17 protein-coding genes and 1 pseudogene are annotated in these 16,007 nt (G+C 69.6%); 10 read left to right on the top strand and 8 right to left on the bottom strand.

Features of this window, described 5'->3' with window-relative positions; all coding sequences use genetic code 11:
* Positions 1-311: 311 nt before the first annotated feature.
* The gene (locus QMK24_RS26185; RefSeq protein WP_283469243.1) at positions 312-662 is read right to left on the bottom strand and encodes a winged helix-turn-helix transcriptional regulator; all 351 of its coding nucleotides are present in this window, start codon (positions 660-662) and stop codon (positions 312-314) included.
* A 120-nt stretch (positions 663-782) separates the two neighbouring features.
* On the opposite strand from QMK24_RS26185, the gene QMK24_RS26180 reads away from it, so the two are divergent.
* Both QMK24_RS26180 and QMK24_RS26175 read left to right on the top strand, forming a co-directional pair.
* The gene (locus tag QMK24_RS26180) at positions 783-1,172 is read left to right on the top strand and encodes a hypothetical protein (protein WP_283469242.1); all 390 of its coding nucleotides are present in this window, start codon (positions 783-785) and stop codon (positions 1,170-1,172) included.
* A 29-nt stretch (positions 1,173-1,201) separates the two neighbouring features.
* Complete coding sequence (locus QMK24_RS26175) at positions 1,202-1,792, top strand: class I SAM-dependent methyltransferase (RefSeq protein WP_283469241.1); 591 nt, start codon at positions 1,202-1,204, stop codon at positions 1,790-1,792.
* Between the two features lie 397 nt (positions 1,793-2,189).
* Here QMK24_RS26175 and QMK24_RS26170 read toward each other — a convergent pair whose 3' ends face one another.
* A complete protein-coding gene (locus QMK24_RS26170; protein ID WP_283469240.1) occupies positions 2,190-2,321 on the bottom strand; it encodes a transposase in 132 nt (43 codons plus the stop codon).
* 135 nt (positions 2,322-2,456) lie between these two features.
* Between QMK24_RS26170 and QMK24_RS26165 the strand changes: the two genes are divergently transcribed.
* Genes QMK24_RS26165 through QMK24_RS26155 form a run of 3 tightly spaced genes read left to right on the top strand, consistent with a single transcriptional unit; the run spans position 2,457 to position 4,576 of the window.
* The gene (locus QMK24_RS26165; protein WP_349307919.1) at positions 2,457-2,819 is read left to right on the top strand and encodes a MarR family winged helix-turn-helix transcriptional regulator; all 363 of its coding nucleotides are present in this window, start codon (positions 2,457-2,459) and stop codon (positions 2,817-2,819) included.
* Positions 2,816-4,249 (top strand): MFS transporter, encoded by a 1,434-nt coding sequence (locus QMK24_RS26160; RefSeq protein WP_283469238.1) that lies wholly within the window; start codon positions 2,816-2,818, stop codon positions 4,247-4,249. Before QMK24_RS26165 ends, QMK24_RS26160 begins: the two co-directional genes overlap by 4 nt.
* A gap of 33 nt (positions 4,250-4,282) precedes the next feature.
* A complete protein-coding gene (locus tag QMK24_RS26155; RefSeq protein ID WP_283469237.1) occupies positions 4,283-4,576 on the top strand; it encodes a DUF1330 domain-containing protein in 294 nt (97 codons plus the stop codon).
* 96 nt (positions 4,577-4,672) lie between these two features.
* On the opposite strand, the gene QMK24_RS26150 is transcribed toward QMK24_RS26155, so the two are convergent.
* The 5 genes from QMK24_RS26150 to QMK24_RS26130 form a co-directional block, all read right to left on the bottom strand.
* Positions 4,673-5,119 carry a MerR family transcriptional regulator gene (locus QMK24_RS26150; RefSeq protein WP_283469236.1) on the bottom strand — a complete coding sequence of 149 codons (447 nt, stop codon included), beginning with the start codon at positions 5,117-5,119 and terminating at the stop codon, positions 4,673-4,675.
* Positions 5,116-5,445, bottom strand: coding sequence for a hypothetical protein (locus tag QMK24_RS26145; RefSeq protein WP_283469235.1), 330 nt, complete (start codon positions 5,443-5,445; stop codon positions 5,116-5,118). The genes QMK24_RS26150 and QMK24_RS26145 overlap by 4 nt, the downstream gene beginning before the upstream one ends.
* 102 nt (positions 5,446-5,547) lie before the next feature.
* Positions 5,548-6,132, bottom strand: coding sequence for a DUF6262 family protein (locus QMK24_RS26140; RefSeq protein WP_283469234.1), 585 nt, complete (start codon positions 6,130-6,132; stop codon positions 5,548-5,550).
* Positions 6,129-8,726: a tyrosine-type recombinase/integrase gene (locus QMK24_RS26135; protein WP_283469233.1), complete on the bottom strand. Its 2,598-nt coding sequence runs from the start codon at positions 8,724-8,726 to the stop codon at positions 6,129-6,131. Before QMK24_RS26135 ends, QMK24_RS26140 begins: the two co-directional genes overlap by 4 nt.
* On the bottom strand, positions 8,723-9,859 hold the full coding sequence (locus QMK24_RS26130) for a tyrosine-type recombinase/integrase (RefSeq protein ID WP_283469232.1): 1,137 nt from the start codon (positions 9,857-9,859) through the stop codon (positions 8,723-8,725). The genes QMK24_RS26135 and QMK24_RS26130 overlap by 4 nt, the downstream gene beginning before the upstream one ends.
* A 171-nt stretch (positions 9,860-10,030) precedes the next feature.
* On the opposite strand from QMK24_RS26130, the pseudogene QMK24_RS26125 reads away from it, so the two are divergent.
* The 5 genes and pseudogenes from QMK24_RS26125 to QMK24_RS26100 form a co-directional block, all read left to right on the top strand.
* A pseudogene (locus tag QMK24_RS26125) lies at positions 10,031-10,462 on the top strand (hypothetical protein); the annotation flags it as partial.
* A 17-nt stretch (positions 10,463-10,479) separates the two neighbouring features.
* Complete coding sequence (locus tag QMK24_RS26120; protein ID WP_283469231.1) at positions 10,480-11,667, top strand: hypothetical protein; 1,188 nt, start codon at positions 10,480-10,482, stop codon at positions 11,665-11,667.
* A gap of 473 nt (positions 11,668-12,140) precedes the next feature.
* Positions 12,141-13,334: a hypothetical protein gene (locus QMK24_RS26110; protein ID WP_283469230.1), complete on the top strand. Its 1,194-nt coding sequence runs from the start codon at positions 12,141-12,143 to the stop codon at positions 13,332-13,334.
* A gap of 27 nt (positions 13,335-13,361) precedes the next feature.
* Positions 13,362-14,720, top strand: a complete 1,359-nt coding sequence (locus QMK24_RS26105; RefSeq protein WP_138356035.1) for an MFS transporter — start codon at positions 13,362-13,364, stop codon at positions 14,718-14,720.
* Complete coding sequence (locus QMK24_RS26100; protein WP_187144801.1) at positions 14,650-15,147, top strand: hypothetical protein; 498 nt, start codon at positions 14,650-14,652, stop codon at positions 15,145-15,147. Before QMK24_RS26105 ends, QMK24_RS26100 begins: the two co-directional genes overlap by 71 nt.
* 237 nt (positions 15,148-15,384) lie before the next feature.
* Here the strand turns inward: QMK24_RS26100 and QMK24_RS26095 are convergent.
* The coding region (locus QMK24_RS26095; protein WP_349307920.1) for a hypothetical protein at positions 15,385-16,007 on the bottom strand (623 nt) is incomplete at its 5' end.

Here is a 16,007-nt window from a genome sequence, read left to right as displayed (position 1 = left end):
ACCGCTCAGAGCCTGATGAGCGATTCTGCTCATGATCACCGGCTACGCGCACTGCTCATCAGGCGCGGAATCTGGTGTTTCCGCAGGAGCCAGTGCTCATGAAATCGCGCTTCCTACAGCCGGTATAGGATCCGCCATTTCGTGAGCAGCGCTGGCCGATCATGAGCACTGCCCGGGCAAATCCGGGGGATCATGAGCACTGGACACGCTGAGTAGCGGGCAGCTGACGGCCTCGTGTGAACCTTCCAGGCGATTCAATCCCCAGTGGTCCATACGGCTGATGTCCGGTGGCAACGGTCCGAGCCGAGCCGCTAGCTGGCGCCCCCGGCCGAGGTACCTGCCGGTGTCGTGGCCATCGTGGTACCCCAGGCGCCCAGCGCGCGAATAGCGGGCTCAAGGCCGAGGCCCGTGTCGGTCAGCGTGTACTCCACTCGCGGGGGGATCTCAGCGTGGACGACACGCTGCACGAGCCCGTGCTCCTCCAGGGAGCGCAGCCGGTCGGTGAGGGTCTTCGGGCTGATGCCGGCGAGCGAGGTACGCAGCTCGGAGAAGCGCTTCGTGCCGCCGAGCAGGTCACGGATCACGAGCATCGTCCACTTGCCGTCGAGGATCTTCACTGCCAGGGCCACCGGGCAGGTCTCGTCGGCACATTCCCTGTTCATGACGTCTCCGCTGGTCAGAGCCAATGGTTCAAGAAGGGATACTAGTTCACTCTTTGACAACCAGCCTCGGCGCTCACCTACTGTCACGGCATCGTCGACCGGCTGAACGGAGCACCACCCGTGCGAGCACTACGCGTCACCCTTGTCACCGTCGGAGTCTTCCAACTGGCCCTCGGGGCGCTGTTCCTGGTGGCGCCAGGCGCGAGCGCCGAGGTGCTGGGTCTGCGCCCGGCGGCGCCGGCGTGGGCGAACTGGTTGTTCGCGATGATGGCCGCCCGATTCCTCGGCTACGCCTACGGCATGTTCGCGGCAGCGCGGGCACCACGCGAACGGGTGGGATGGATCGACACGATGATCGTGGTCCAAGCCATCGACTGGACGGCCACCCTTGCCTACCTGGCCGCCAGTGAGCTGACTCTACGCCAGGTGAGTACTGCCGCATTCGCTCCGGTGCTCTTCATCGGCGCGCTCCTGTGGTTCCATCCGCGCCGGCTGCCGGTCCAGCCCTGAACAGCCGACCGCCCACAGATGGAGTCCACATGCGCCGCACCTACCGCGCGCTCTACCGTCTCGGCATCGTTCCCTGGGACGGGACCGGGATACCGGCCCCGCTGGTCGACATCGTCGAGGGCTCTCCGCCGCTGGCGCCCGCGCAGGCCGTCGACCTCGGGTGCGGCACGGGCTGTCAGGCACGCTACCTCGCCGGGCAGGGCTGGTCGGTCACGGCCGTCGACTACACACCCGAAGCCATCGCCGCCGCCCGGCACGGGGATCCGCGGGGTCGAGTCGTCTGGCGTGTCGCCGACGTGACCGAACCGCACGCGGTCGACCCCGACGGCCGGCTTGCCGGCGCCACCTCGCTCCTGCTCGACAACGGCTGCCTGCACGGGATCCCGGCGCGGCGCCGGCCGGGCTGGGCCGCCACCGTCAACACCCTTGCCGCGCCAGGAGCCATCCTCCTTGTACGCGCCGCGCCGCGCCAACGCCGCAGCATCGGGCCCCGCGGTATCAACGCGGGCGAGGTCACCGCGCTCCTTGCTGACCGCTGGCAGCCTGTCGCAGCGCCCGGGGCGACCTGGTACCGCTACGTCATGACGCCTTCCGAGGTCGCGCCATCGGTGCCCAGCTAACGGGGCGTTGATCCGGGCAAAGCCACTAACACAGCCGCAGACAGGTCTGACGCGCCGTTGCTGTCCGTGAGGGTGGCCAACGACTGAGTGGCCCCGATTGCTCATGATCGACCGAAACCGCCTGTGCTTATCGAGTCCGGATTCGGGCGTTCCTGCAGGAGGCAGTGCTCGCTCAATCGCGGACCCTACAGTGCACATGCGCGTCAGCCTCGTGAGCGAAGAAGCGACTCTGTCGGGAATCTTGAGGTTCGGGGTCATTTACCCTGCCTCCACCACAGGGGCCGGGGCAGTCCTCGTTTGTAGAGGTACTGCTGGAACGCCGTGGGCGGGCGCGGCCGGTAGGGGCCGTCGGCGGGTTCTTGAAGGCTCAGCCGCTCGACGTTGATCGCGAGTGCGGTCAGGACGTGCTGACGTGCGTCTTCGCGAGGCCGCGGTAGCGGCACCGGCGTCCGCGGTGGCCGTCCACGAACTCCTCGATGCTGCCCTCGGCCCCCGAGCGCAGCCCGTAGAGCCGGCGCCAGTCGACCATTTCCATAAACTATGAATATAAAAATGCTATGCTTCGAGCATGAGTCGTCAAAACACCGCTCCTGGCGCGTCCGCCGCCATCGGGGCAGCCCTCTACGGCCTGGCCACCAGGGCCGCGAGACGCCTGCCCCGGGACATGAGCCTGACGTCCGCCGCCACCCTGGCCACCCTGGACCGGACCGGCCCGCGGCGCATCACCGATCTGGCCGCGGTCGAGGGCGTCACCCAGCCCGCGATTACCGCCCTGGTCCGGGTGATGGAGGAGTCCGGCCTGGTCGAGCGGCGGGGCGACGCGTCCGACAAGCGGGTCACGCTGGTGTGCCTGACCGAGGCCGGCGCCTCCCATGTCCGGACGCGGCGCCAGGCGGGCGTCCACGCGTTCGAGCGGTTGATCGGCGAGCTCACCGGCGACGAGGTCGAGGCGCTGGTGGCGGCCCTTCCGGCGCTGAAGCATCTGGCAGAGCTCGAAAGCCAGGACCGCGAAGGGCCGAAGCAGTGACCGGGCAGCCGGTCGGCGGGGTCGCGGTGAAGGCGTTCCCGGTGGCGCGTTCCGAGGCGCGGCTGCTGGTCCCCGCCCTGATGTTCATCGCTCTGGTCGTGGCGGCGGTCGCCAGCCTCGGGACGCCGCTCATCACCAGCGTGGCGACCTCGTTCCACGTCTCGCTCGGCAGCGCGCAGTGGACGCTGACCGTCGCGCTGCTCAGCGGCGCCGTCGCCACGCCGGTCCTGGGCCGGCTCGGAGCCGGCCCGCACCGGCGGGCCACGATCCTCGCCACGCTGGCGGTCGTCGTCGCCGGCAGCGCGCTCACCGTGCTGCCGCTGCCGTTCGCGTGGCTGCTGGCCGGCAGGGCGGCCCAGGGCGTCGGGCTCGGGCTGACGGCGCTGATGATGGGCGTGGCCCGGGACCACCTCCCCGAGGAGCGCAGCGCGGCCGTGATCGCCCTGATCTCGGTGGTCTCGATCATCGGGGCCGGCGTCGGCTACCCGCTGGCCGCACTGCTCGCCGAGCTCGGCGGGGTACGGGCCGCCTACGGCCTCGGCCTGGTCGTCACCGCCGCCGCCCTCCTGACCGCGTGGCGCTCCATGCCCGAAGCCCCCGAAGGCCGCTCCGCCCACGTGGACGTGGCAGGCGCGGTCGTCCTGGCCGCTGCGCTGCTCCTGGTGCTGTTCCTCGCCGGCGAACGGAATCTGTGGAGCCGGCACCTCGCCGTGGCGGCGGGCCTCGCCGTCGTCGCGGTGGTGCTGCTCTGCGTCTGGGCCGTCATCGAGCTGCGCAGCACGACGCCCCTGGTCGATGTGCGGGCGGTGCGGCACCCGGCGGTCGCCGGGGCGAACCTCGCCATGTTCGTCGGCGGGATCGGCATGTACCTCCTGCTCACGCTCATCACCCGGTACGCGCAGACGCCGCACGGCGCCGGCTACGGCTTCGGGCTGACGACCTTCGTCGCCGGGCTGGTCCTCATCCCGTTCTCGGTGCTGGGGTTCGTCGCCGGCAAGCTCACGCCGCGGGTCCGGACGCGGATCGCCGACCCCCTGCTCCTGGCCGGCAGCGCCGTCGTGGTCGGCGGCGGGTTCGCCCTGTTCGCGGCGGCCCGGTCGGACCTGGCCGAACTGTTCGCGGCGATGGGCGTGCTCGGCTTCGGCGTCGGCGGCTTCTCGGCCGCGATGCCCGGCGTCATCCTGGCCGTCACCCCCAAGAGCGAGACGTCGAGCGCCATGAGCTTCAACTACGTTGTCCGCAGCGTCGGGTACTCCCTGGGCAGCGCCATCGGCGGCCTGATCCTCGCCGCGGGCACCGGCCCCGGCCACCTCTTCCCCGACGACAGCGCCTACACCACCGCGGCGCTGGTCGGCATCGGCGCGATGGCGATCACGACGCTGACAAGCCTCGCTCTCGCCCGCCGACGCTCGTCCGAGACCAACCCGTAAGTCAGATGCACTCATCCCAACACTGGAGGTTCCATGCCCAAGGGCTACTGGGTCAGCGCCTACCGCACCATTTCGGACCCTGAGAAGCTGGCTGCTTACAACAAGCTGGCCGGTCCGGCCGTCCAGGCCGGGGGCGGGCGGAGGCTCGCCATCGGCGGTCGGGTCGTCGCCCACGACGCCGGAATCGCCGAGCGCACCGTCCTGATCGAGTTCGACACCTTCGAGCAGGCGGTCGCGGCACGCGAGAGCGCGGCATACCAGGAGGCGCTGGTCGCCCTCTCCGACGGCGTCGAGCGCGACTTCCGCATCATCGAAGGCATCGACTGACCGAGGTCCAGTCGGATCTTCGCTGAAGCGCAGCACGCGACGCAGGCGAGCGCGGCCAGAGCTCCCAAGGCCGTCGGAGCGCGCCCGGGTCGGTGGTCAGCAGCAGGGCCCGGCATGACGGTTCTCCTCGGCGAGGTCGGTGAAGGGAATGGGGCAGCAGGCCATCGATGCACACGCGGTCAGGTCGTCGCAGCCCGCATCGACGGCGGCGACCAGGGCGGTGCGGATCGTGGTGAGGTCGGCGATCTTCGCATCGACCTCGGCGAGCTTGGCCGCGGCGCGGTCCTGCAGCCCGGCCACGGGGCGGCCGTGCCGGTGGCGGCCTGCCTCGAGGAGCTCGGCGACCTCGTCCAGCGTGAATCCGAGCCGCTGGGCGGCCTTGATCACCCGCAGCGCGGTTACCGCGTCCTCGCCGTACAGGCGGTGGCCGCCGCTGCTGCGGTCCGGCTCAGCCAGCAGGCCGCGCCGCTCGTAGTAGCGCAGCGTCTGGACGTTCACCCCGGCCGCCTCGGCGACCTGGCCGCTGCGCAGGCCCTCGCTCACCGCTGCTGCCCGCCGGCGGTGCGCGCGGCCAGAGCGTCCAGGACTGCCTCGTGCGCCTGACCCACCGAGATGTCCAGATGGATCAGGTCCTTGCGGGAGGTGATGGTGAAGGTGAAAAACGAGCAGCCGCTTTCACGCTCCGCCAGGTCCTGGATCTGGGCCTCGACGCCGTCCCCGTCCGCCAGGTCAAGGCGCAGGTGGAGCGGCTGCGGCCGGGACAGCGCCTGCAGGCGCTCGGCGAACAGCGCATCCCACTCGGCGACCCGCAGTGGCTGCTCCTCAGTGGGCAGCGTGCAGGACTGCGGCACCCACGAAAGATCACTCATCGCACTCGCTCCCGTCGTCACGTCCCCGGTGGTGGAGACACCTCGACGGTAAACCTGTACCTGGGTACCGGTTGCAAGTCCGGCGACGAAGGCGAAGCGTCGCTAGGTGGGTGGGACGGTGAGTTGCTCGGCAATCTGGGCTTCGAGTGCGGCGATGCGTTTGTCCGCGAACCGCGCGTTGTCCCGGGCCGCGGCGAGACGCTTGGTGAGGCGCTCCCGCTCGGCCGTCAGCGATCTGACCTCCCGTTGCAGGGCGACGTTCGCGGTGGTGATGCGCACGACGTCCGCGTCGGTCCACTCGCCCTGCAGTGCGGCGATCTGGCCGAGGAGTTCAGCGATGCGCTCTCGCTGGTTGACGACCTCCGCGTTGGTGTTCTTGAGGGCTTCCTCGGTGTTGAGTGCGCGTTCCCGCCAGGACGCCTCCACCGCGTCACGCTGGGCTTGGTCGGTCTGCGTTCGCAGTCCGCGAGCCCGGGCGGCGGCCTGGGTGACGAGGGTTCGTGCCTCGGTGTGCTCGTAGAGGAAGGTGCGCGAGACGTCCGCTTGCCGGGCGACCGCTGCCACGGTGATCGGACTGCCGCTCTTGGCGAGTTGGTCGACGACGCTCTTGATGCGGACGAGGCTGGCTTCGGTCTTCTGGCTGCGCGCCCTCAGAGCCTGGGCGGTGCGGTGCGATGAGGCGGTCATGCGGGTTCCTCGTACGAGTCGGCGTCGTCGGGGTCAATTGCGGCGAGGTCGCTTGCCTTGAAGGCGAGCGTCCACATGCGGTCGAAGTAGTCCTGGGGCCGGCGCAAGTCCAAGGCGAGGGCGTCCTCCAGCATGCCGAGGCCGGCCAGCGCCTTCTCCAGTCCGCCAATGGCGCGGGCGGTAGGCTCGAAGACGGTGTGGAGGTAGTCGGCGGTGCGGTCGTCCGGGGCGCGTTCGGCCAGCGAGGCCCACTGCTCGGCCTTGCGGCGCCAGTACAAGAGGTCGGCGCCGGACATCACGAACTTGTCGCAGTTGTGGCAGTCCAGGTCCCACGGGCACGCGTCCCCTCGCACCACGGGCTGGTAGGTGCAGAAGCCGCCCTCGGCCGGGGTGCTGCGGCGCGCGAGGTCGATCGCCATGGCCTGGGCTTCGGCCCGCGTCATGTGCTCGGACGGCGAGGCGAGCAGCAGGCCCGGCTCGGCCGATCCCGGGCCGCTGACCCAGACTCGCTCGAGGGCGTCGTCGACCTCCGAGGAGGCGACCTTCGCGTAGTGCTCGGCCATCCGTACGGAGATCTGGCCGAGGTACTGCTTGATGTGGTGCAGGCCGGCGCCGTTCTTCAGCAGGTTCGTGGCCAGCGTGTGGCGGGCCTGATGCGGCACCCAGGCGCCGATGTCCAGCGCCTCCAGCCAGTCGCGGAAGGCGTCACCGAAGATGCTGTACGTGATCGCGACCGTGCCGTCCGGGTTCTTGTGCGGCGAGGGGAACAGGGCGAGCGTCCTGCGCTCCTTCGCACTGGGGCTGCGGCCGTAGAGGTCCTCGAAGCGTTCGACCGTGCGCTGTTTGCGCAGCTGAAGCCGCTCGTAGAGGCGATGCGGGATGCGGATCGCCTCGTCAAGGTTGCCCACCTTCGTCTGGTCGTGCCAGAGGAAGGGAACCTTGCGGTGGATCGACGTGCATTCCAGCCGCAGTTCGGTGATCTCCGAGGCCCGGCGGCCGGTGAACACCAGGGCCTCCCAGATGTCGCGATAGCCCATGTCGTTCGGGTCGAAGCGGTCATCGAGCAGTTGCAGGTTCGCCTCGTCGGCCAGGGCCCGGGCCACCGGGTCGGGGAACGGGTTGCGGGTACGGTCGGCCCGTTGAGCCTTCGGCAGGGCGATGATGAACTCCCGCGGCAAGCCGATGCGTTCAGCCTCCTCGGTCTCCATCGCGTCGCGCAGAATCGACCGAGCCTCGTTGAAGGTCTGGCGGCGGGTGTAGCCGGTGACCTTCATCGGCCGTCCGTCACGGCTGATCGCCAACGACGGCAGGCCCTCACGCGCCCGCTTGTTGTGATCGGCGACGAAGCGTTGCATGTGATCCGCAGTGAGCACCGCCGGATCGTGGCCGCCCTCGGGCGCGACAGCAGTCAGGAACACTCCGAGCTCGACGCACGCCTTGCGTCCGCCTTCGATGTGCTGCGGACTGCGCGGTGCCTGCGGGGAACGCAGGCGCCGGTCCACTCGGTCCCAGAGCAGATCACGCAGCCACCGCTGCGGTACGTCGGTGAAGTCGAAGTGGCTGGAGCGGCGTTTGTAGCGGATGCCGTAGTGCTCGGTCTCCACGAAGCCGGCCTCCTTGGCCTCCTGCTTCGTGACGTAGACGATCCGCAGCTCGTCCGCGGTCTCGCGCAGGATCCGCCGCTCGTGCTCGGCGAGCGCTGCCGGGTCGGACAGCAGGTCGAGCACGGAGTTGACGCCGCGCAGGCGGGCCAGGTTCGCCACGGCCTGGATGTGCCACAGCGGCCAGGCCGTGCGCTGGGCCTTTTGGGCGTGGGCCAGCAGTCCGAAGCGGATCTCGGCCTGGACCAGCGGCGCAAGGCCGAGGAGATCGACGGTGCCGGCGCGCGAGGCGGGGCGGGCGGTGCGGCACCAGTGCTGGAAGGCATCGGGATCGGTGAAGTTGATCTCGACGGGATCGCGTCCGACGACCCGGTCGCCGCCCCACCCTGCCGCTCGCTGGGCTCCACCGGGCCGTCCGTCACTGCGGTAGCGCTCGTCGTGGACGTAGCACAGCCGCAGCGGGCTATCGGCTCTGCCGACGCACGCGGCAACCAGGCAGTCGCCGTAGCCAGGCAGGGCCTCGGACTGCAGCGCCACGAACTCGTCGTAGGTGAGGTTCCGCTTCCTGAACAGGACCTTGTTCCACCGGCTGAAGTGGGTCAAGCAGAGTCGCAAGCCGAGATGGCGGGACGGGCGCTCAGGGCAGAACCGACAGTCCGGTGGCTCCGTGAGTCGCAGGTCGGGGACCTTGGGCCGGGCTGTACGCAGGAACTCCCGCCGCGTGGCGCCCGGTTCCTGCTTCGCACTGCGCCACTCCGCCCGGTGCGGATGGCACAGGTCAACGGTGTTGGTGCGGGGACTGCGGCAGCCGTTGACCCGACAGAACCAGCCGTAGACCGGGTGGTCACCGGGCCAGCGCAATACGGCCTCGCGATAGACCAGCTCGACGCCCGGCGCCGCCAGAAGGGCGGTGAGGATCTCCAGCCGATCACGTCGCGCACGAGCCGACGTACTGACCAGCAACTGCAAAGGGACACGCCGCGCTTCGCTCACCGCAGCTCACCCCACGTCGTCAGGAGGGCGTCGTGAAACACCGGGTCATTCACGTCGACGTGCGCGTAGATCTCATCGACGACCTCGGTCGAGGCCCATCCGCCCGCATCACGCACGATGGCCAGATTCCCGTCGGCGGCCTCCAGGACCGCGCTGGCCCAGGTGTGCCGGAACATGTGCGGCTTGATGAGCCCCAGGCCCGCCCGTCGGCCGGCCCTCTTGAGCATCTTGCGCGCCCCCTCGGGTGCCCATGGCAGACCTCGCCCGGGGCCGTGCTGCTGAACGAGCAGCATGCCGTGGGCAGCACCGCGCGGGTACTCCAAGGTCAGGTAGTCGAAGTACGCATGGACCATGGCCGGACTGACCCGCTTGATCAGCCCGCCGTGGATCACCCCGTCACGCAGCTCCCACTCCCACTTCGTCTTCGCCCGGGCCCCGTTGACCAATCCGTCCCGATGGCAGACGTGAGCGTGCGGACCACGGCACTCCCCGCACGCGGCCTCCTCCCGCAGGTGCAGGTCACACAGATGCAGGCCGCACATCTCCCCCGCACGGAACCCGCCATCGCTCAGCCACTCCACCACCAGCCGATCCCGCAAGGAGTTGACCTCATCCAGCAACACCGCCCGCGCGCCGTCCGGCAGCATCTTCTTGTGCCGACGCCGCACCGACTGCGGCGCCAGCGGATTCACCTGCATGCTCCGCTGCAGATGACCGAGCAGCGACCGGTCCCGATCCCGTTGGGTCGGCATCCGGTGCAGCTTCAGCGCCCCCACCAGCTCGGTGTTGATGCCCACCTCGGCCTGCTTCAGATAGAAGCCCTTCAGGCACGCCGCGGCGCCGCGCAGCGCGTCATTGCCGTAGGGCCGCTTCCCCACCCGCCACGGGCGACCGTACGGCCCGGCGATCTTCGCTCCGATCGCGCCCATGTACCGCTCAAGGTCACCGAACCCGACGTCCTCCGACGTCAGTCCTTCGTGCTCCAGCCACCGAAGGTGATCGACGAGAAGGTAGGCGTACGTCCGATCCGACCCCGTGCAGGCATAGTCGGCCAGATACCGGGCCGCCCCGCCGTGCACTCCTCGCACCGAGTCGAAGATGGTGTACGCCTCACGGCCATCGCCGTACCGCACCGACTGAACCCTGAGCTGTCCAACCGACAGCGTCCGCACCACAGTTCCTCCGAGCCGACCCGTCCACCGACATGGCGAACATCACGGCACCGGTCGGCAAACGAGCACGTGACGTACGCGGTCACTGGCTCGGCGAACATCCCGAACAACCCTCACCCCAGCCGGAAAACGGACGGTTCGACCAGCCTGTGGCGCTGCCCCACCCCACCGGGTCGGCACGAGGCCGGCGACGTGTGGACGTACTGGAAGTCCCCGGCGGACACCATCCCGATCGGGCCGACCACGATCCTGGCCCGTACCGACCTCGTACGCGCCGCACCGATGGGCGGCCTCGTCCAGGGGGAGGATTACTGCACGGCCGTCGGCATATCAAATCTTGCCCCCGGAATCCTGCTGCCCGTCCCGGTCTACAGGTACCGCAAGCACGCCGGCCAGCTCACAGCCCAGCCCGGATATGACGAGTTGGAGGCGGCAGCTCGCGAGCATGCCTGGCAGTACGGCCGCAGCCTGCGCTCCGCCCTCCGCAACCAGCAGCCCAAGCCCGCTGCCCGCACCCGCCCGCCGGCGCTTGCTGCAGGGCTGCCGGCTCGCGCGCACCGCTGACACTCAGGATCACCGACATGAGCACCCCGCCCGACGCGGAAATCATTCTCTCGACCAGCCACACCCACGGCCTCGTCGCCATCACCTCCGGCGAGAGGTTCCTCGACGCCCGCGCCGCCTTGCACGAAGCCGGGTTCAGCGACCTACCCGGTGGAGCCTTCGCCGCCCCACTGCGTGGGGCGCAGGCAGCCCGCGACACAGCCAGCGCCTTGGTGCACCGGGCCCACGACCACGGCGTGAGCATCACCACCAGCAGCCGCCCCTACCTCGGCGACACCGGCCAGGACATCGCCGCACGGCTGCCCGGCGCCTGGACCGCTACGGTGGAGACCTACCCCCGCCGACACTGGCAGGAGGACATCGTCGGCTCGCTGTGGGACAGCGGCGACCTCTTCCAGGCCATGGTCCACGACCACGTTCGGTGCGCAATCGTGCTGGAGAACCCAGCCGGCACCGCGTTGCTCCTGATCGAGCGTCCCGGGCACGCCAGCGGCTATCTCCTGGGCGCCTTCGCCGCCGAGGAGTACGACGACAACTTGGATGACCCGCACGCGCCCCGCAGCATCGTGCTGCCCGCCGAGGCGGAGCTCGCCGCGCAGGCCGTCGCCCACACCTTCCTGCCCGATTACCGCAGCGCCCTGCACCACCGGCGGCTCGACACCGTCATGGCCGCGCTGAACCGGATCCGCCCGGACCACGAGACCCTGCAGGCGATTGCAGAGTCCGGCCGGTACAGCGACGGCATGCCGTTCGACAACCCGCGGTTGCTGAAAGAGATGGAGCGATCGTACGCCGACCGCGGCTGGCGCTCTTTCCAAGATGTCCTGCAGCACGCGCCTCTCCTGCTCAGCCGCTGCCGGCCCTCCGCGAGTGCCTGGCCGCAGGACGCTGCCGCGCTGGCCCGGCTGCGCGACGCGCTCGCCAGCAGCCAGGATGCCTGGGCCGAATTCCAGGACCTGCGCGCGGAGTTGTACTCCATTCCCGCGACGTTGTCGGCCCCGGAGTGGAGCCAGGTACGCAGCCAGCTCGGGGCCACCGTCCTGCCGCAGATCGCGACCTGGCTCGCCGACGGCGAAGCGTTCGAGCGCCAGGCCCGCGCCGCTGTCCCCGGTGGACAGGTGGCGCTGTCCGCGCCCACCCCGCGTCTGCTCACCACCCGCCCGCCCCAGCCCGCCACTCCCCGGCCGGCGAACGCGCACCGCTGACACCCCCAAAGAAGAGGTTTCCCCCTGCCTGACCATTTCCGTTTCGGCACACACCCCGACCTGGGCTTCGTCGCCGCCGCGACGCCGCAGATATCCCCGCATCTGGCCGAGTGGTTTCTGACCCGCGAGCAGTTCGAACCCGTACCCGCCCGTCCCGGGCTGTATCGACTCAGCGAACCCGAGCGTGACGGCCACCGCCGTACACGCCAGGCGGTAACCGACCTGCGCCGTCACGGATATGCCGTGCACGCCGACATCGTCCTCGACCCCGCGCTCTCCCCTGGCCTAGCTGATCCGGTGCTGCCGCACGGGCTACTGGAGCGCCGCAGCCGCCTCGCCCAAGCTGCTGCCGGCCGAACGACACAACGCGCAAAGCCGCCGACCGCATCGTCGCCTTCGACCCGGCCTATCCCACCCAAGCCCTCCTACGCGCCGACCGTCCACCTGACGTCTTCGGGCGGTGCGCGATCCCGATGACGAGTCCCAGCAACCCGACCCCCGAAAGCCCCCGGCCGCTGGTGCCCGAACTGGCGCACCAGGCACGTGACTTCCGGCTACGGATGTCGGTCATCAACGCCGAGGCCGATACCGCGCTCGACCTGACACGCGACCGCTACGGGCACACCGTTCACCCCGAAGCCGCGGCGGCTGCCTGGACCCGTCGCGACCGGGCAGCCGTCGAGGCGTACGTCACGCACCTCGCCCCGCACACGGATCCCTTGCTCGACGCCGCCCGCCTGTCGCTCGACGCGCTGCCGCCCGCCCGGCACCTCAGTGGGTGGCGGACCGTGCTGGATGACCTCGCCGCCTCCGCCCGTGAGGTCCGTCGGGCGCTCGACCGGCCCGCTGTTGCCGGCTCGGCAGCCGAACGCGCGCAGCATGCGGCCCTGTGGCCTCACCTCGCCGCCTGGGCGGAATACGGCTTCATCGCCAGCGACCTCGCCGACCAGGAACACCGCCAGCACCACCAGGCGCCGCTGACCGACGAAGAGCAGCAGGTGTGGACCGAGCGGGCCCAGGCCGCACAAAGGCGAGGTGAGCTGGAGCTCACCGAGTCGTGGTACGCCGCTGACGGCCAGCCGATCACCCTCGCCCATCTGATCGAGGGCGACGACTCGACCGTGATCGCGCTGCGAGGAGACCCGGACGCACCGGGCTGGCAGGTGATCGGGCACTACGCCCACGAATACGAGGCCGGGCAGGCACTGCCCGCCGCGGTCCCGCCCGGCGTGCTGCGGGCGGACGCCTCCCGGTTCAACCGACCCGCACCTGACCCCGAGGTGCCGCTGCATGAACTCATCCGGGATGTCGTCGAAGCCCAGCACGCCGGTGACGCATCCAACGCCCTGCTCACCGCGACCCAGCGCGGGCACGGCGCGGGCCCGATGGTCCAGCTCCAGGAGCTCGTGGAGACCGCCGGCCAGTTCGCCAGCGCGCTGGAGACCGCGCAGGGCCGACAGATCGCTGCCCGCCTGTCAGCACTGGGCCGGCAGATCAACTTCCTCACCCGCGAAGTACACGAGGCGGCCGAGGACCTCGGCGCGACCGTCTCCGTCCTGCCGCCGCACCGCACCCCCGTGCTGCGAGCCCGTCCGCGCCCCGCCGTGGACACCACACCACCGGCGGCGGCGCCTCGCACCACCACCACCACCACCCGCCACCGGTAGGCGCCGCTCCCGACGAGAAAGCACCCGTTGTCCCTGACCGCTCCCCCGGCCCCGGCACCGCGCATCAGCTACGGCGCGGTGCTGGGCACCCCGTACGTCGCCCGACTGCTCGGCGGCACGCTCGCCGGCCGCCTGCCCAACGCTATGGCGCCCGTCGCCATCGTGCTGTGGGCCACCGCTACCGGCGGCAGTATCGCTTTCGGCGGGCTGCTCAGCGCCCTGTACGGCTTGGCGTCGTCGCTGGCCCAGCCGGTCATGGGGCGTCTGATGGACCGCTACGGGCAGACCAGCGTGCACCTGCCGGCCGCTGTGCTGAACTCCGTACTGGTGGCCGTCCTGCCAGTGGCCGGACCCTACGGTGGGCCGACCACGGCCACGGTGATCGTGCTCGCCGCGGGCCTGACGACGCCGGCCCTGGAGGTCGGGCTGCGGGCTCTGTGGCCCACCGTGCTGCCCAGCCCCCGGCTGCGGCACGCCGCGCTCGCCCTCGACACCGGCATGCAGGGCCTGCTGTACGTCCTCGGCCCGCTGCTCGTCGCCGCGCTCGCCTTCTCATGCAACCCGTCCCTGGCGCTCGCCGTCACCGCCGCTCTCGGTCTCGCGGGCACCGTCACCGTCGCCTGCGCACCGCCCTCTCGGAGCTGGCGTCCTCCACAGTCTGCGGACTCGGACACCAAGCGAGGGCGCCGCTTGCTCTGTCAGGGCCTGGTGCTGCTGTTCGTCTCCCTCACCGGGGTGGGGTTCGCGATCGGGGCCATGAACGTGTGGTCGATCGCCATGGCTGAGCAGCACGGCCAGGACCTGCTCTCCGGGGTCATCCCCGCCGCGTTCTCGATGGGCAGTTTCGTCGGCGGCCTCCTTTACGGACGCCGCACCTGGTCGGGCACCACCACCGGGCGACTGATCGCTGCCACAGCCGGGTTCCTGGTCGGGTGGTTGCCGCTCCTTGCCCTCCTGGGTCCGTACGCGGCCACCGCCGCGGTCGTCGTGCCCGGCGCGTTCCTCACCGTCGTGGTCGCCTGCGCCTTCGTGACCGCGGACGTCCTCGCTCCGGCAGGCCGTACCAGTGAGGCGTACGCGTGGCTGATCCTGTCGATCGGCGTCGGACAGTCCGCCGGCACCGCACTCGCCGGGTACCTCGCCGAGCACCCCCTCGCCAGCGCTGCCCTCCCCGCCGCCGGCGCCGCTGCTGCCCTCACCGCTCTCCTTTCTCGCCCGCCCTGGCCAGCACCTGCCCTCTCTCGACGGCACCGTCGCGCACCCGCCTGGAATCGTGCCTCAACCCCCGTCCGTCATTCCTTTAGGAGATCCACATATGGCTGTCCGCACGCAGTTCATCATCGAGCATCCCTGTGGCCACTCGATCACCCACGACCTGTCCGGTAGGGCCGCAGACAAAAGATCCGGATTCGCTCGCTGGCTCGCGGGTCGGGACTGCACCAACTGCTGGAAGGCAGCCCGCGACTCCAACACGGAATCCAGAGAAGAGTGGCTGGCTGGCAAGCGCGCTGAGGAACAGCAGGCCGCTGTCGAGTGGGCGAAGCGATTCGATATGCCGCCGCTGGAGGGCCCGGAGCGGGCCCTCGACTGGGGCGAACGATCCCGTCATCAATTGATGACAGCCGCGCACACCGCCCTGGTCGTCGAGGGCACCTGGGACGAGGCGGACTGGGCGGAACTAGAGGAGAAGGCTCGCGCGATCACCCGGGCCGGATGGTGGCTCGACCAACGGGACACGGAGGGCTCCGACCTGCTCGAACTCCTCGACGCCGCAACCGAACACGATGTGGGCAACGAAAACCCCTTCCGCTAGGACCCTCCCGGCGGACCCATCGTCTCCTCGACGGTAGCCTCCTACAGCCTTCGCTTCCGCCGCTCCACCGGAATCGCTTCCAGAAGTTTATCGACCCTGCGATCCGCACGATTGCTCCACCATCCGGATTCTTCGATGGTGTCGCGGTATCTCGAGAAGTCCACGTCAGGGTGCTTGGCCACCAGCCCGGCGAGGCGATCCAGCGTGTAGTTGACCTCTTGTGCCTGCCTCAGTGCCTCATGCAGCTTCTCTCGAAGGTGATCGTCCGGGCTTGAGTAGGTTGGCGGGATCACCAATTTTGAAGCTGGCGCTCCCCTCAGCGTCCAGGAACGCGCCGTCAATCACCAGTGGGATGAACGAGCAGTCCCTGTGGTTGCGCTGGAGGGCTTCCATCACCTTCAGATGGTCATCCCTGAACTCCGTGGTGATCCATACAGCGTGACTTGCTTCCACCGTGGCAGCGCAGGTGATGAGTCGACCGAGATGATCCGCGTCGGTCCGTTCCATTTGATTCTCAATCACGACGAATCGCTCACGGTCGCCCACCAAAGTCTTGGCGAGAATATCGATTCGGTACCCAGCGATCTTCTGCTCAGTGCCGACAAGGGTAAGCGGATTTTCAAACCATGCCGCACGCCTGATGATTTGGAGCCGCTTGGCGATCCATGGAGTGAGGTTGGATGCCTCATGCGGGAAGAACGAACGCAGGTCTTCGACCGGCCGAAGCCATACCGGGTCTTCGAATTTATCCGGGCAACGCCTGTCGTCGGCTGCGTCGAGTGGTTGCGCAGCGTGAGCGGAGGCGTTGGTTCTCTCGGTTGCGGAAGCCGAAGGCGTTGCGGGCTTCGAGCTTGATGAGG

The sequence above is a fragment of the Streptomyces sp. PH10-H1 genome (assembly GCF_030063355.1).
GTDB lineage: Bacteria > Actinomycetota > Actinomycetes > Streptomycetales > Streptomycetaceae > Actinacidiphila.
This window is presented reverse-complemented; position numbering and strand designations above follow the sequence as displayed.

Coding starts and splice junctions, on each gene's coding strand:
- QMK24_RS26145 (WP_283469235.1), bottom strand. CDS start 5,445: ATGAGTGATCTTTCGTGGGTGCCGCAGTCCTGCACGCTGCCCACTGAG.
- QMK24_RS26155 (WP_283469237.1), top strand. CDS start 4,283: ATGCCCAAGGGCTACTGGGTCAGCGCCTACCGCACCATTTCGGACCCT.
- QMK24_RS26165 (WP_349307919.1), top strand. CDS start 2,457: ATGAGCCTGACGTCCGCCGCCACCCTGGCCACCCTGGACCGGACCGGC.
- QMK24_RS26120 (WP_283469231.1), top strand. CDS start 10,480: ATGAGCACCCCGCCCGACGCGGAAATCATTCTCTCGACCAGCCACACC.
- QMK24_RS26110 (WP_283469230.1), top strand. CDS start 12,141: ATGACGAGTCCCAGCAACCCGACCCCCGAAAGCCCCCGGCCGCTGGTG.
- QMK24_RS26170 (WP_283469240.1), bottom strand. CDS start 2,321: ATGGTCGACTGGCGCCGGCTCTACGGGCTGCGCTCGGGGGCCGAGGGC.
- QMK24_RS26185 (WP_283469243.1), bottom strand. CDS start 662: ATGAACAGGGAATGTGCCGACGAGACCTGCCCGGTGGCCCTGGCAGTG.
- QMK24_RS26175 (WP_283469241.1), top strand. CDS start 1,202: ATGCGCCGCACCTACCGCGCGCTCTACCGTCTCGGCATCGTTCCCTGG.
- QMK24_RS26140 (WP_283469234.1), bottom strand. CDS start 6,132: ATGACCGCCTCATCGCACCGCACCGCCCAGGCTCTGAGGGCGCGCAGC.
- QMK24_RS26100 (WP_187144801.1), top strand. CDS start 14,650: ATGGCTGTCCGCACGCAGTTCATCATCGAGCATCCCTGTGGCCACTCG.